At 69.8% G+C, this 14,883-nt stretch carries 14 protein-coding genes; 10 read left to right on the top strand and 4 right to left on the bottom strand.

Translation table 11 applies throughout. The annotated features are described in order from the left end of the window. Positions 1-50: 50 nt before the first annotated feature. The 4 genes from ACFUN8_RS18790 to ACFUN8_RS18775 all read left to right on the top strand — a co-directional run bounded on the left by ACFUN8_RS18790 (position 51) and on the right by ACFUN8_RS18775 (position 4,074). Entirely contained in the window at positions 51-1,415 is a 1,365-nt protein-coding gene (locus ACFUN8_RS18790; protein ID WP_383638426.1) for a sensor histidine kinase, read from the top strand. Further along, entirely contained in the window at positions 1,412-2,071 is a 660-nt protein-coding gene (locus tag ACFUN8_RS18785) for a response regulator (protein WP_383638423.1), read from the top strand. The genes ACFUN8_RS18790 and ACFUN8_RS18785 overlap by 4 nt, the downstream gene beginning before the upstream one ends. Before the next feature lie 87 nt (positions 2,072-2,158). Then, entirely contained in the window at positions 2,159-2,758 is a 600-nt protein-coding gene (locus tag ACFUN8_RS18780; protein ID WP_383638420.1) for a Uma2 family endonuclease, read from the top strand. Between the two features lie 71 nt (positions 2,759-2,829). Continuing rightward, a complete protein-coding gene (locus ACFUN8_RS18775) occupies positions 2,830-4,074 on the top strand; it encodes a cytochrome P450 (RefSeq protein ID WP_383638417.1) in 1,245 nt (414 codons plus the stop codon). Positions 4,075-4,108: 34 nt separating this feature from the next. Here the strand turns inward: ACFUN8_RS18775 and ACFUN8_RS18770 are convergent, their stop codons facing one another. Both ACFUN8_RS18770 and ACFUN8_RS18765 read right to left on the bottom strand, forming a co-directional pair. Next, positions 4,109-5,767: an ABC transporter permease gene (locus ACFUN8_RS18770; protein ID WP_383638415.1), complete on the bottom strand. Its 1,659-nt coding sequence runs from the start codon at positions 5,765-5,767 to the stop codon at positions 4,109-4,111. Continuing rightward, a complete protein-coding gene (locus tag ACFUN8_RS18765; RefSeq protein ID WP_383638412.1) occupies positions 5,764-6,810 on the bottom strand; it encodes an ABC transporter ATP-binding protein in 1,047 nt (348 codons plus the stop codon). Before ACFUN8_RS18765 ends, ACFUN8_RS18770 begins: the two co-directional genes overlap by 4 nt. Positions 6,811-6,912: 102 nt before the next feature. Between ACFUN8_RS18765 and ACFUN8_RS18760 the strand changes: the two genes are divergently transcribed. Next, positions 6,913-7,422, top strand: a complete 510-nt coding sequence (locus ACFUN8_RS18760; RefSeq protein WP_383638409.1) for a GbsR/MarR family transcriptional regulator — start codon at positions 6,913-6,915, stop codon at positions 7,420-7,422. Positions 7,423-7,529: 107 nt separating this feature from the next. Here the strand turns inward: ACFUN8_RS18760 and ACFUN8_RS18755 are convergent, their stop codons facing one another. Further along, positions 7,530-8,381, bottom strand: coding sequence for a diacylglycerol kinase (locus ACFUN8_RS18755; RefSeq protein ID WP_383638406.1), 852 nt, complete (start codon positions 8,379-8,381; stop codon positions 7,530-7,532). Between the two features lie 208 nt (positions 8,382-8,589). Between ACFUN8_RS18755 and ACFUN8_RS18750 the strand changes: the two genes are divergently transcribed. Further along, on the top strand, positions 8,590-9,873 hold the full coding sequence (locus ACFUN8_RS18750; protein ID WP_382564106.1) for an adenylosuccinate synthase: 1,284 nt from the start codon (positions 8,590-8,592) through the stop codon (positions 9,871-9,873). Positions 9,874-9,952: 79 nt separating this feature from the next. Here ACFUN8_RS18750 and ACFUN8_RS18745 read toward each other — a convergent pair whose 3' ends face one another. Beyond that, complete coding sequence (locus tag ACFUN8_RS18745) at positions 9,953-11,479, bottom strand: substrate-binding domain-containing protein (RefSeq protein WP_383638403.1); 1,527 nt, start codon at positions 11,477-11,479, stop codon at positions 9,953-9,955. A 216-nt stretch (positions 11,480-11,695) separates the two neighbouring features. Between ACFUN8_RS18745 and ACFUN8_RS18740 the strand changes: the two genes are divergently transcribed. From ACFUN8_RS18740 to ACFUN8_RS18725, 4 genes are all read left to right on the top strand, one after another. Then, positions 11,696-12,847: a permease gene (locus tag ACFUN8_RS18740; protein WP_383638495.1), complete on the top strand. Its 1,152-nt coding sequence runs from the start codon at positions 11,696-11,698 to the stop codon at positions 12,845-12,847. 260 nt (positions 12,848-13,107) lie between these two features. Then, entirely contained in the window at positions 13,108-14,061 is a 954-nt protein-coding gene (locus ACFUN8_RS18735; protein ID WP_383638400.1) for a hypothetical protein, read from the top strand. Between the two features lie 105 nt (positions 14,062-14,166). Next, positions 14,167-14,430 carry a hypothetical protein gene (locus ACFUN8_RS18730; protein WP_383638397.1) on the top strand — a complete coding sequence of 88 codons (264 nt, stop codon included), beginning with the start codon at positions 14,167-14,169 and terminating at the stop codon, positions 14,428-14,430. Then, entirely contained in the window at positions 14,427-14,828 is a 402-nt protein-coding gene (locus ACFUN8_RS18725; RefSeq protein ID WP_383638394.1) for a hypothetical protein, read from the top strand. Before ACFUN8_RS18730 ends, ACFUN8_RS18725 begins: the two co-directional genes overlap by 4 nt. Positions 14,829-14,883 lie beyond the last annotated feature (55 nt).

Raw genomic sequence — 14,883 nt, 5'->3', positions numbered from 1 at the left:
CCTATCACTGGTGACGACCGGTGCCTGTCCCTCCCCTTACCTTTGAAAACGTGACCAATACACAGACGACGGCGAAGACGACGAAGACCGCGTCCGGGAAATCCCGGAGCCCCGAGTTCCGCCTGGCCGAGGGCATGCTCAAGGGCCTGCGCCAGGACCTCTTCACCGATGCCTTCGCCTACCGGCCGCTGCCGCGCATGGCGACGGACGGGGTGATCACCCGCCGGCTGCCGGATTCGATACGGGGGCACGCGGGATGGTTCCCGCACTTCGCGATCGTCTCCTGCGCGATGTTCGCGCTGATCATCGGAATCGGCAACGGGACGGGTGTCGACCTGCTCGCGGTGGCGCCCGTCCTGCTGGTCCTCGTCAGGCCCGTCGCGGCCTGGTGGCTGGCCCTGGCGGTCACCGCGTTCACCGGCGCGGTGGCCTCCTACTACTCCGACTGGCCTTGGACGCCCTCCGCCTTCGCCTCGTATCTGGCCGTGATGACGATCGTCGCGATACGGACGAACCCGCGCACCGCGGCCTGGATGTGGACAGTCACCCTGGCGTACGCGCTGATCGTCGGGACACTCTTCAGCGGGGGATACGCGTACGGGTACGGCTCGACCAGCGCGCCCATGCTCTTCGTCTCCGCGCTCACCCTGCTGACGGTCTCGGCGATACACATCCGCCGTGACGCGAAGAACGAGGTGGCGGTGCAGCTGAGCGTCAACGCGGTCGAGCGCGGCCGGCGCACGCTGCTCGAAGAGCGCACCACCATCGCCCGCGAGCTGCACGACGTCGTCGCGCACCACATGTCGGTCGTCGCGATCCAGGCGGAGGCCGCGCCCTACCGCGTGGAGAATCCGCCGCCCGAGCTGGAGAAGGCGTTCGCCACCATCCGGGAGAACGCCGTCGCCGCGCTGACCGAGCTGCGCCGCGTTCTCGGAGTCGTCCGGGCGGAGGACTACGACGCCCCGGACGCCCCACAGCCGACCCTCGCCGACCTCGAAGGGCTGCTCTCCAATGTCCGTGAGGCGGGCCTGACCGTGGAGAAGGCGGTCACCGGAGCGGTCCGGGCACTGCCGCAGGGCGTCGAGCTGTCGGCGTACCGCATCATCCAGGAAGCGCTCAGCAACGCTCTGCGGCACGCGCCGGGGGCGACGGCGACGGTCGAGGTGTCGTACGTGCTGGGCGGGCTCGGCCTGCGGATCGTCAATACGCCCCCGCAGGGGCTGGTGAAGCCCTCACCGGGGGCCGGGCACGGCATAACGGGGATGCGGGAGCGGGTGTCCATGCTGAACGGGGAGATGACGGCGAAGCTGCTGCCGGACGGTGGCTACGAGGTGGCGGCGTACATACCGGTCGCCGCCCAGGACGAGGACGAGCGCCAGGACGCCGCTCCGGCGGCCGACGGGGAGCGGTCATGACGATTCGGGTACTGATCGTCGACGACCAGGTGATGGTCCGCGAGGGCTTCTCGGTGCTGCTGAACGCGATGCCGGACATCGAGGTCGTGGGCGAGGCGGTGAACGGCCGCGAGGCCGTCACCCAGGTCGCGGCTCTCTCCCCCGACGTGGTCCTGATGGACATCCGGATGCCGGAGCTGAACGGCATCGAGGCGACGCGCGAGATCGTGGCGGCGGACGCGGACGCGAAGGTCCTCGTCCTGACCACGTTCGACCTGGACGAGTACGTCTACCAGGCACTGCGGGCGGGAGCCTCCGGCTTCCTCCTCAAGGACGCGTCGGCGCGCCAACTGGCCGACGGCGTCCGCGTGGTGGCCTCCGGCGAGGCACTGCTCGCCCCCACGGTGACGCGCCGGCTGATCACGGAGTTCTCCAAACTCGCGGAGTCCCCCCGCCCGCCCGCGCTGGCCCAGATGGGAGAACTGACGGAACGCGAGACGGAGGTCCTGGTCCTGATCGCCCAGGGCCTGTCCAACGCGGAGATCGCCGGCCACCTCGTCGTGGCGGAGTCCACGATCAAGACGCATGTGAGCCGCATCCTGGTGAAGCTGGGCCTGCGCGACCGCACACAGGCGGCGGTGTTCGCGTACGAGGCGAGGCTGGTCACTCCGGGGTGATCACTCGTTCGCGTGACCGGATCGGGAGGCCGGGGCGTCCGGGGCGCGGGTTGGTCACACTGGTCTGTGCCTGACAGGGGGTGCACCATGACTGCTATGGCGGAGCGCACATCGCAGCAGATGACGGTGGACGAGTTCGAGAAGATCGCCAAATTCGCCGCCGCCGAGTCCGATGCCGTCAGGTTCGAGTTCATCGGCGGACGGATCGGGGACAAGGGAACGCCGGACGGGGACCACAGCGAGATTCTGCGGTGGCTTCAGCAGCGCTGTATGCAGGTGCGGGCCGATCTGTGGTTGTACGGCAGCGATCAGGGGCTCCAGGTGGAGGCGTACCGCAAGGGCCGTGCCCGGCCGGACGGATCAATGGCACCGAACGGCCACTTCGCCGGTCAGGGTGAGTGGGCCGATCCCGCAGGGGTGCTGATGACGGTGGAGATCACGTCCTTCGACTCGGACACGGACCGTCGGGACCGTCGGGAGAAGCCTCGCGCCTACGCCGGTGCGGGCATCCCGCTGTTCCTGCTGATCGACCGCGAAGCTTGCGTGGTCACCGTGCACAGCGCTCCCGACCCGGAGGGCGGCGGATACCGTGACGCGCACTCGGTGAAGTTCGGCGAGAAGATCTCGCTCCCTGACCCCGTCGGCATCGAACTCGACACCGAGATTCTCAAGGACTACGTCCGGTAGAAGCCGGACAAGGCGCAGGTCCGTCGGGCTTTGCTCTGGGAGTCCGGGGTGTGGCTCAGTAGCGTGCAGGCATGGCAGTTTCCTCCGGTTCCTTCCACGGCTCGTCCGCTCCCGCCGTGTCCTTCGATCCCTGGTCGCTCGACTTCGTCGCCGATCCGTATCCCGCCTACGCGGAGCTGCGTGAGCGTGGGCGGCTGCACTACTTCGAGCCGTCGCGGCAGTGGCTGGTCCCGCACCATGCCGATGTGTCCGCCCTGCTGCGGGACCGGCGGCTGGGGCGGACGTATCTGCATCGCTTCACGCACGAGGAGTTCGGCCGGACGCCGCCGCCCGAGGCGCATGAGCCGTTCCACCTGCTCAACGGCAACGGGCTGCTCGACCTGGAGGCGCCGGACCACACCAGGATCCGGCGGCTGATCTCGAAGGCGTTCACGCCGCGCACCGTGGAGGTGCTGGCGCCGACCGTGCGGCGGCTCGCCGCCGAGCTGGTGGGCGGGTTGTGTGCGGCGGGCGGTGGGGATCTGCTCGCCGAGGTGGCGGAGCCGCTGCCGGTCGCCGTCATCGCCGAGATGCTGGGGGTCCCGGCGGCGGACCGGGCGCTGCTGCGGCCCTGGTCGGCCGACATGTGCGCGATGTACGAGCTGAATCCGACGGAGAACGCGGCGCGCCGGGCGGTCCGGTCGTCGCTCGAATTCACCGACTACCTGCGGGAGTTGATCGCCGTCCGGCGGGCCGCCCCCGGCGGCGACCTGCTCTCGGCGCTGATCGCGGCGCAGGACGCGGGGGACCGGCTGAGCGAGCAGGAGATGATCTCCACCTGCGCGCTGCTGCTCAACGCGGGCCACGAGGCGACGGTCAACACCACCATCAACGGGTGGTGGACGCTGTTCCGGCACCCCGGGCAGCTCGCGGCGCTGCGGTCCGGCGAGGCGTCGTTGTCCACAGCTGTGGAGGAACTGCTGCGGTACGACACCCCGCTCCAGATGTTCGAGCGGTGGGTGCTCGACGACATCGAGATCGACGGCACGGTCATCCCACGCGGAGCCGAACTCGCGCTTCTCTTCGGCTCCGCCAACCGCGACCCGTCCCGTTTCGACCGCCCGGACACCGTCGATCTCACCCGGACCGACAATCCGCATGTGACGTTCGGCGCGGGTATCCACTACTGCCTGGGCGCGGCGCTCGGGCGGCTCGAACTGAGCGCGTCGTTCGGTGAGCTGCTGCGCCGGGCGCCGACACTCCGGCTCGCCGCCGAGCCGGAGTGGAAGCCGGGCTATGTGATCCGGGGGGTGAAGGAGCTGCTGGTCGAGATGTGACGCCCACCCCCGTGGGGCGCCACACCCCCGGCCGTCACTTCGTTTCCAGGTCCCGACGGCGGAAGCCCGCGAGCCCCAGCCAGATCAGCCCGGCCGCGACGGCGGTGAGGACGAGCATGGGCGTCCAGCTCATGTCGGCGGCCGGGAGCTGGGGCACGTGCCCGAAGGGCGACAGGTTGTTCATCCAGTCCGGGAACTGGAGGATCGACCCGAGATACCCGACCAGGAACGCGTACACGGGCACGATCCACGCCGCGGCCCCGGCGCGCGGGTACCAGCCGAAGAGCGCGACGGCCACGCCCACCGTCACCCACAGCGCCGGCGCGTACGCGAGGGCGGCGCCGACCAGTTGGAGGACGAGGCCGCCGTCCCCGACCGACGCCGCGCCCGAGAGGCCGAAGCCAAGTCCGGCCGCGAGCAGCAGCGCCGTACCTCCGGCGAGGGCGACGGCGACATGGCTGCCCACCCAGCGGTCGCGGGACAGGCCGGTCGCCAGCAGCGGTTCGGCGCGGCCCGCGCTCTCCTCGGCGCGCGGCCGGAGCGCGGCCATCACCACGTACACGGCGGCGACCACGGCGATCACGACCATGATCATCGACGCGAACGACTCCGCGATGGACGCGCCGCCGATCTTCGCCAGCGCCTCCTGTACCTGTTCGATGTCCTTCATCATGTCGGCGGCGTCGCCGAGGATGGAGCCGTACATCACGCCCATCACGAACAGCCCCGCGCCGAAGCCCAGCAGGGTCGCCCGGTGCAGGCGCAGTGCGAAGCCGAAGGGCCGGGTGAGCGCGTCGGAGGCGGTACGGCGGCCGAGCCGGGCGGAGCGCAGGCCCGCGCCGACGTCGCGCCGCGTGCTCAGCACGAAGCCGGCGGCGGCGGTCAGCGCGGCGAGTGCCAGACAGAGCAGCAGCGGCCACCAGCGGTTGTCGACGAAGACGTATGTGCGCTGGGCCCAGCCGATCGGTGACAGCCAGGACAGCGCGTCGTTGCCCACGTCGCCGGAGGCGCGCAGCACGTAGGCGACGCCGATCACGGCGAGCGCCATGCCGGAGGCGCCGCGCGTATGGGCGGTGATCTGTACGGTGACGGCGGCGACGCCCGCGAAGACGAGGCCGACGGCGGCGTGCGTGAGCCCGTACAGCAGTGCCTCGCCCGTGCCGATCCCGTCGATGCCCGTCGAGAGGACGCCCAGCGTCAGCAGGGCGGCGAGCGCGAGGTTGGCGACGGTCGCGACGACCAGTGCGGACGCGAGCTGTGCGTGGTGGCCGACGACGGTGGAGCGCACCAGTTCGGCGCGGCCGGTCTCCTCCTCGTTGCGGGTGTGCCTGGTGATGATCAGGACACTCATGAGGCCGACGAGGACGGCCATGAAGCCGAGGAGTTGGTGGCCCATCATCGAGCCGATGGTGTAGTCGTCGAGGTAGTGGCGCGGGCCGGTCATGGCGAGCGCGGCGGGGCTGTCCATGGAGCTGACGGCCGTGGCGCGTTCCTCGGCGGTGGAGTACAGGGTCTTGAACTCGCCCGCCGTGGACAGCGTGCCGAGGGTGAGGGCGAGCACCCAGACGGGGATACGGACGCGGTCCCGGCGCAGGCCGAAGCGGACCAGGGTCCCGGTGCCGGCGAGGGCGCCGGAGCCGGTCCGGTCGGGCGCGGAGGTGTGGCCGGCGGCGGGTGCCGTGACGGTGGTCATCGGGCAGCCCCACTGGTGCCGGTGCCGGTGCCGGTGCCCGAGTCGGCGGCGGCCGGGACGTCGGCGGCCGGGACGTCTTCGAAGTCGCCGTTGGAGTCGTCGGAGTCGTCGGAGTCGTTGGAATCGTCGCCCACGCCGCCGGGGTGCCCGCCCACGGCCAGCTCGTCGCCGTAGTGGCGCAGCATCAGTTCTTCGAGCGTCGGCGGGTGGCTGATCAGGCCCCGGATGCCGAATTCGCCGAGCGTGCGGATCGCGGCGTCGAGGTGCGCGCCGTCGACGGCGAAGTGCACCCTGCGGTCGGTCAGCCGCACCCCGTGGACGCCGGGCAGGGCGTCGAGTCCGGTGGCCGGGCGTTCGGTCTCGGCCTCGACGGTCGTACGGGTGAGGTGCCGCATCTCGCTGAGCGTGCCGGACTGCACGTTCCGCCCCTGCCGGATGATGCTCACGCGGTCACAGAGCTTCTCGACCTGCGCCAGGATGTGGCTGGAGAGCAGCACGGTCTTGCCGGCGGCCTTCGCCTGCAGGATGACGTCCTGGAAGACGACCTCCATGAGCGGGTCGAGACCGGCCGTGGGCTCGTCCAGGAGCAGCAGTTCGGCGTCGGAGGCGAGCGCGGCGACGATGGCGACCTTCTGCCGGTTGCCCTTGGAGTAGGCGCGGCCCTTCTTGGTCGGGTCGAGGTCGAACCGTTCGATCAGCTCGTCCCTGCGCTGCCGGTCCAGCCCGCCGCGCAGTCTGGAGAGCAGGTCGATGGCCTCCCCGCCGGTGAGGTTGGGCCACAGCTCGACGTCGCCGGGTACGTAGGCGAGCCGCCGGTGCAGGGCGACGGCGTCCTTCCACGGGTCCTTGCCGAGCAGCTGGGCGGCGCCGGAGTCGGCGCGCAGGAGCCCGAGCAGGACGCGGATGGTGGTGGACTTGCCGGCGCCGTTGGGGCCGAGGAAGCCGTGGACCTCACCGGAATCGACGGCGAGGTCGAGGCCGTCCAGTGCGTGCGTTCGGCCGAACGACTTGTGCAGTCCGGCGACGCTGATTGCCTTCTTCATGTTTCGGAAAGTACGCTACTTTCAGAAACTTGTGAAGTTAAGGAACCGTATAAATGGAGCCGTATAAAGTGAGGACACCGCACTGACCAGGGAGAGGATCCAGTGGTGACCGAAGAGACCAAGGACGGCAGGGGCGAGCAGCGCGACGCCGAGGTGGTCTCACGCTTCGTCGAACGTTTCGCGGCGCAGCTCGTCGACGCCGGGATGACCCGGATGCCGGCCCGGGTGTTCGCCGCGCTGCTCTCCTCCGAGCGGGGCGTCATGAGCTCCGCCGAACTCGGCGAGCAGCTCCAGGTGAGCCCCGCCGCCGTGTCGGGCGCGATCCGCTATCTCGCCCAGGTCGACATGGTCACGCGCGAGCGCGAACCGGGCTCACGGCGCGAGCGCTACCGGGTGCACAGCGATCAGTGGTACGAGGCGCTGACCAGCCGCAATTCGGTGCTGAAGCGGTGGGAGGGCACCTTGCGCGAGGGGGTCGAGCAGTTGGGCGCCGACACGGCGCCGGGGCGCAGGCTCAACGAGACGATGGCGTTCTTCCAGTTCCTGGAGGACGAGATCGTCGTGGTGATGGACCGCTGGCGCACGCACCGCCTGGAGCGGTTCGGGCACTGAGAAAGCCGGTTCGGGCACGGAGAAAGCCGGCCGAGGTACGCCCGGAGGGCGACCGCGGATCAGGCGTCCCGTCAGGCGTCCCGTCAGGCGTCCCGTCAGGCGTCCCGTCAGGCGTCCGCCGGCAGTGTCAGCCCCCACGCCCCCGCCCGCAGCGTCCACGTCCGCGTCCGTACCGGCCCCGTCACCGCCGCGTCCGCGCGGTAGCGGAAGTCCGCGCCCGAGACCGTCACCGACAGCGCGCTGGCGGTGATCGGCTCGGCCGAGGCGCGCGTACGGATCACGACCTCCGCCCGGCCGCCCCGCGAGCGCACCGTCACGGTCTCCACCGGCTCGTCCAGATCGCTCAGCAGGACGCCGTCCGCCTCCACCCGCAGCCGGTGGGTGTGGACGGCGAGCAGCTGCGGCACGGGCTTGACCAGCGTCCGGACCAGGGACCGGCAGGTGTGCCACACGGACGAGCCGCCCGGCCCGCCCGCACCGCCCCCGCGCCCCGACCGCTCGTCCGACGGCGGCAGCGCCGGGATCCGCAGATCCCCCAGCACCACCCCGTCGCTGTCGTCGACGAGCAGATCCAGCCGCCGTACGACTCCGTCGAGCACCGCCCGCGCCGCCGCGACGGCGCCGGTGGGCACGCCGAGCGAGCGCGCCAGCTCGACCGACACCCCGACCGGCACCAGCGACAGCGCGCCCGCGGACAGTTCGCGCTCCCGGTGCAGCAGAGCCACCGTCCGCAGCAGGGCGTGGTCGTCGCCGATCACCACCGGCCGCCGCGCGCCTCTGCGGGCCAGCACCCGCGCGAACTCGGCCGGGCCGTCCGGCAGACAGATTTTCGCGGTCGCGCCCGCGCTCAGCACATCTTTCGCGATCCGGACTGATTCGCCGTCGGTCCGGCGGGCGACCGGGTCGATGACCACCAGAAGCTGCTGCGCACCGTTCTCGGCGGGCTCTGGAGCCGACACCTCGGTCCTTCCTCGGGTAGCATCTTTGTGCAAGAGCCCCTTGCGCTATTGCGCCAGGGGCTTGGTCTATTCCGGGGCAACCGGTTCGACGGCTCAGGCTTCGTCGTACAGCGTCTTACTGCTTCGTGCGAGCTATCGCGCGTGTGCGTCCTACGTATGTACGTCCCCTGGCCTTAGGACATGCCCCGCCCGGAAGGGGTGTACGCCTGTGCCCGCACTTGTGCTGCTCGGTGCTCAGTGGGGTGACGAAGGCAAGGGAAAGGCCACCGACCTGCTCGGTGGATCCGTGGACTATGTGGTGCGCTACCAGGGTGGCAACAACGCCGGCCACACGGTCGTCGTAGGCGACCAGAAATACGCGCTGCATCTCCTCCCTTCCGGAATCCTCTCGCCTGAATGCACGCCGGTGATCGGCAACGGCGTTGTCATCGACCCGGCCGTCCTGCTCTCCGAGCTGAGTGGGCTCAACGACCGTGGCGTTGACACGTCGAAGCTTCTGATCAGCGGAAACGCCCACCTGATCACGTCGTATCACACGACGATGGACAAGGTGACGGAACGGTTCCTCGGATCCCGGAAGATCGGCACGACGGGCCGTGGCATCGGCCCGACGTACGCCGACAAGATCAACCGGGTCGGTATCCGCGTCCAGGACCTCTACGACGAGTCGATCCTGATCCAGAAGGTCGACGCGGCGCTGGACTTCAAGAACCAGATCCTCGCCAAGCTCTACAACCGGCGCGCCATAGAGGCCGGGAAGATCGTCGAAGAACTGCTGGTCTACGCGGACAAGCTGCGTCCGTACGTCAGCGACACCACGCTCGTCCTCAACGACGCGATCGACGCCGGAAAGGTCGTCCTCTTCGAGGGCGGTCAGGGCACGCTCCTGGACGTCGACCACGGCACGTATCCCTTCGTGACCTCGTCCAACCCGACGGCGGGCGGCGCCTGTACGGGCTCCGGCGTCGGCCCCACGAAGATCAGCCGGGTCATCGGCATCCTCAAGGCGTACACGACGCGCGTCGGCGCGGGCCCGTTCCCGACGGAGCTGCTTGACGCGGACGGCGAGGCGCTGCGGCGCATCGGCGGCGAGCGGGGTGTCACGACGGGCCGCGACCGCCGCTGCGGCTGGTTCGACGCGGTGATCTCGCGGTACGCGACCCGGGTCAACGGTCTGACGGACTTCTTCCTCACCAAGCTGGACGTGCTGACGGGCTGGGAGCGGATCCCGGTGTGTGTGGCGTACGAGATCGACGGCAAGCGCGTCGAGGAACTCCCGTACAGCCAGACCGACTTCCACCACGCGACGCCGATCTACGAGTACCTGCCTGGCTGGACGGAAGACATCAGCAAGGCGAAGACGTTCGAGGATCTGCCGAAGAACGCGCGGGACTACGTGAAGGCGCTGGAGGAGATGTCGGGCGCCCCGATCTCCGCGATCGGTGTGGGTCCGGGCCGTACGGAGACGATTCAGATCAACTCGTTCCTGTAGCAATCGTGTTGGCGAGTGTGTCGGCGCCCCGGCGGTCGGTGACGGCCGCCGGGGCGCTCGCGCGCCACGTTGCCCACCCCTACTCCTCCGCGCAGATCTTCAGCCCCTCCGGCGTCCCGCACGGCAGATGCCCGTGCGTCCGGATGACGTCCTGTCCGCTGCCCCTGATCAGGTAGTTCAGGAAGCTGGACACGAGGGAGCTGGCGGGCGGGCGGCCGTACGTGTACGCGTACTCGATCTCGCGGTACGGGTACCCGCTTCTCGCGATGTCGTCGATCGACGGCGCCCGCCCGTCCAGCTCCAGCCGGTGGAGGCCCTTCGTGGGGGTGGCGGAGCGCAGTTCGCTGTAGCCGAGGGCGCCGGGCAGCTCCGCGACGGTGTTCAGGACCTGCTCGGTGCTTTCGAACTCGCAGCGGAAGACACGGGCGTTCGGGTCGTCCTTCTTCTGGCAGTCGGTGGACGAGGCGCCCGGCTCGAAGCCCTGGAGGATACGGCGCTGGAAGGTGTCGCGGGTGCCGGAGCCGGCGTTGCGGCTGACGAGACGGATGGGGAGGTCCGGGCCGCCGACGTCCTCCCAGTTGGTGAGGGAACCGCGGTAGATCCGGCGCACGTCGGACGTGGACAGCCCGTCCAGGCCGACGTCGTCGTTGACGACCAGGGCGAACGCGGACACCGCGACCCGGTTCTCCCGCAGTTGGTCGTTCCCCGTCGACTCCGGCCCGTCGGAGAGGGCGACCACCGCCGGTGAGCCCTTCTTCTGTCCCGTCCCCGCCTCGGCCAGTTCGCGGATTCCGGCCGCGCTGCCGTTGAGGTCCACGGTGATCTCCGAGCCGGGGCAGTCGTCCTCGTACTTCTTCGCCAACTCCTCGGCCACCGGCCGGAAGGCGGTCGACCCGATGACGGTCAGCTCGCCCGCCGCACAGCCGATGGGCGGCCGGGTGTCGTCCCGCAGGACGATGATCGAGGCGAGTGTGACCACGCAGACCGTCAGCAGAACCGTGATGAGGCGGGTCGCGCGGCTGAACACGGGCGGGGCCTCGTCGGGGGCGATGGCGCGGTTGACGACCACCTCGCCCTCGGAGATCCCACCGCTGACGGTGACCTCTTCGCCGACCTCGCCGCCCGTCAGCAGTACCAGCAGCTTGAAGTGCTGCCCCTTGTTGAGCGGGACCTTCGGGACGGTGAGCACACTGTCGGAGCTGCGCAGGCCCCTCGCGTGGGTGAAGTGCGACATCAGATGGCGGGCCGCGGACGGCAGGGTGACGGCGACACCCTTGATCGTGCGACCGCTGAACGTGACGGTCAGACCGTGGATGTCGGGTGAGGTGTAGTCGTCCACCGAGATGGTCTGCGAGCCGTCGTTCTCCAGGCGCAGCAGTACGAGGGTGGCGTCCGCCATGTCCGGGTCGTCGTCGAACAGTCCGAGGCGTACGTTCGTGTGGCCGGAGCGGACGTGGCTGCCGATGGCCGTGTCCATCTGCACGCGGTAGCCGATCCGCTTGCGGCGCGGCACCCTGCGCTCGTACCAGAGCACCCCGACCGAGGTCAGCAGGCCCAGCAGTGTGGAGAAGACCGCGAATATGTTCTCCCCGTCGAACCACTCCACGATCTGTCGCCCCCCGGCACTCTCCGACCCCGTGAGGTGACGGTAGGTGGGTGCGGGGCGAACGGCAGTACGAGGACGGATTTCGATGACGGATGTTCACGAGCAGTTCCCCGCAGGGCATTTGGTGTTCACGGTGCCGGGCGGAGAAGTTCGGCCGTGGCCTCCCACGTGTCGGTCCGCCACGGGCCGCTCTCCGGTCGGAAGGCTTCGGGGATGATCCACGCCGTACTGCACGCACTGTCGATCGCCGGGTCCATGGCCTGGGAGATCACCTGGGCCCTGATCCTGGGCTTCGCCCTGTCCGCCGTCGTTCAGGCGGTCGTCCGCAAGTCCACCGTCGTCGCTCTGCTGGGTGATGACCGCCCCCGTACTCTCGTCGTCGCCGCAGGGCTGGGCGCGGCTTCCTCCTCGTGCTCGTACGCCGCCGTCGCTCTCGCCCGCTCCCTCTTCCTCAAGGGTGCGAACTTCACCGCCGCGATGGCCTTCGAGATCGCGTCCACCAACCTCGTCGTCGAACTCGGCGTGATCCTGGCGCTGTTGATGGGCTGGCAGTTCACGGTGGCGGAGTTCGTCGGGGGGCCCGTCATGATCGTGGTCCTGGCCGTACTGTTCCGGCTGTTCCTGCGCGACGGACTCCTGCGCCGGGCCCGCGCGCAGGCCGAGCGCGGGCTGGCGGGCTCGATGGAGGGGCACGCCGCGATGGACATGTCCGTCAGGGGTGAGGGGTCCTTCGCCCGGAGGCTGTTCTCCCGTGAGGGGTTCACCGCCACCGCCCACGTGTTCGTCATGGAATGGGCGGCGATCCTGCGCGACCTGGTGGTCGGCCTGCTCATCGCCGGCGCCATCGCGGCGTGGGTGCCTGACTCGTTCTGGCGCGCGTTCTTCTTCGACGGCCACCCGCTGGCGTCCAAGCTGTGGGGCCCGCTCGTCGGCCCACTGGTCGCCATCGCGTCATTCGTCTGCTCGATCGGCAACGTGCCGCTCGCGGTCGTGCTCTGGAAGGGTGGCATCAGCTTCGGCGGCGTGGTCGCGTTCATCTTCGCCGACCTGCTGATCCTGCCGATCCTCAACATCTACCGGAAGTACTACGGGGCGCGGACGGCGCTCTTTCTCCTGGGGACCTTCTACGTCGCGATGGTCGTCGCCGGTTACGTCGTGGAGTTCACCTTCGGCGGGCTCGGCCTGGTCCCGGACCAGGCCGACGCGCGGATCCCCACGGAAGGGATCACCTGGAACTACACGACCTACCTGAACATCGCCTTCCTCGTGCTGGCGGCGTCGCTCGTGGTCCGGTTCTTCCGGACCGGGGGGATGGGGATGCTGCGGATGATGGGCGGGGAGGGCGGGGAGGTTCACTCCGATGGGTGAACTCCGGGAAGGGTGTGACGGGCTGTCACCGGTCGAGTGAAAGGGGACATTTACGGGAACTTCGCAGGTCGGCCCTGGCCCGGTTTCCGGGCTCCGGGTATCCCAACTCCGGGTTCGGGTCCCGGTCTTGGCATTTGCCACCGTCACAGTGTGTGGCGTTACAGTCACGGAGTCGATGCCGCGCCTGGCGTCGGGCAAGTGAATGCCCCCGCGGTGCACCAACACCCGGGGGCTCGACACCAGGAGCTAAGGGCTTCCCGATGCGCATTTACCGTACCAAGCCGACGCGTTCCTTCTCCACCTTCACCAACGCGCTGCTGCGCGATCGCAGCATCTCGTGGTGTGCGCTGGGCGTACTGCTGTACCTGCTGAGTCTGCCCAACGGGGCCCGTGCGTCGATCCGGACGCTCGCCGAGCAGCGCAAGGAAGGCCGCGCGCGAATCGCCGACGCGCTGACTGACCTGGAGCGTTCCGGCTATCTGCGCCGGGTGCTGGTGAAGAACCCGGAAAGCGGCGAACTCTCCACGGTGTACGAGGTGTTCGACTGCCCGTACGCGGATCGGGTGACAGCCGAATCGGCGGAGAATGGCCAGAACCTGGCCTCCGGTGACCGGGTCGCTGGTGACGCGGGCTCGCTCCCTACGGGAGTAAAGACGGGGGAACAAAAACCTCCCTCCCTGGAGCGCGAGCGCGAACCGGAGTGCGGGCGCGAACCGGTGCCGGTGCCGGTGCCTGTGCGGAAGCGCCGGTTGCTGCCCAAGCTGACCGTCCCTGAACAGCTGCGCTCCGCAACGGAGTTGCTGCTCTCGCTCGGTGGCCGCGATCCCCGGCTGACGCTCGGCACCGCCGAGGCGGTACGGCTGGCGCCGCTGGTCGGCGAGTGGCGGGAGGCCGGTGCGAGCGACGCGCAACTGCGCGAGGCGCTGACCGGCGGACTGCCCGTACGCGTCCTCTCGCCCCCCGGCCTGCTCGCGGACCGCCTGCGCCGCAAGATGCCAACCCGCCCACCACGCCCCGTACCCCCGGCGCTGCGCGCCGAATGCCCCGACTGCGGCGCCCCGTCGGCCCCCTCGGGCACCTGCCGCGCCTGCGCCCTGCCGCCCCCCACGCCCGAAACCCACGGCTTCGTCGCGGCGGCCCGCAGGGGCCGGGCACTGGCCCGCGAGGCCCTGGCGGGCGGGGCCGTGACAGGCGGGGCCTGCGCGGCGATGTGAGACTCCCGGCCCCGAGAGAGGGCCGGGTCCCCCTAGAGAAGGAAGCTCATGACCATTCAGTTGGAACGGCCGCCCGAGGCGGTATACCACCGGTATACTGTCGTCATGGCTGAAACCACCGTCAAGGTTGACCCCGCCGTCCGTGACCGCCTCATGATCCTCGCGCGTGAGCGTGGGCTGACGATGCGCGATCTGATCGCCGAGTTGGCGGGAGCGACGCCTACCAAGGAGGAGCTGCGGCAGCGGTACGAGGCGACCAAGGCGTACTGCGAGACGCACTTCGGTGTGACGCTCACCGACGAGGACCACGACAGGGCCGAGAAGGTCTGGCAGGACTTGGAGGCCGGACGGCCTGTGGACAGCCTGTGAGCGGGTCCACGGCGGTCGTGTACGACGAGACGGCACTCATCGCGCTCGGCGCGGGGAACCGGCTCGCCTCGCAGTTCCTGTCCAATACGGAACACGGCCCGACGCGGCACGTGTACGTACCGGCTCTCTGCCTTGCCGCCGCCGACGGCAGACGTAAGGGATTGGCCGAGCACGTCGGCGCACTGCCGGCCGCCGAGATCGTGGCGCTGGACTTCGCAGGCGCCCACGCGGTGGGAGCGTTGCTCCAGGACGGTGTGGAGTGGTGGCTCGGCCAGGCCATCCACCTCTCCCGCCCGACGGTGGACTGGCCGGACGGGCGTCCGGTGGTCACGGCTGAGCCGGGCTTGTACGCGAACATGCCGCTCGTCCGCACCATCCGGCTGCCTGAGCAGCGGTAAGCGGATACCGGGGGTGCGGGGCCGGGTGCACCCGGCCCCGCACCCCCGGTATCCG

This window comes from Streptomyces sp. NPDC057307, from assembly GCF_042667665.1.
Lineage (GTDB): Bacteria > Actinomycetota > Actinomycetes > Streptomycetales > Streptomycetaceae > Streptomyces.
This window is presented reverse-complemented; position numbering and strand designations above follow the sequence as displayed.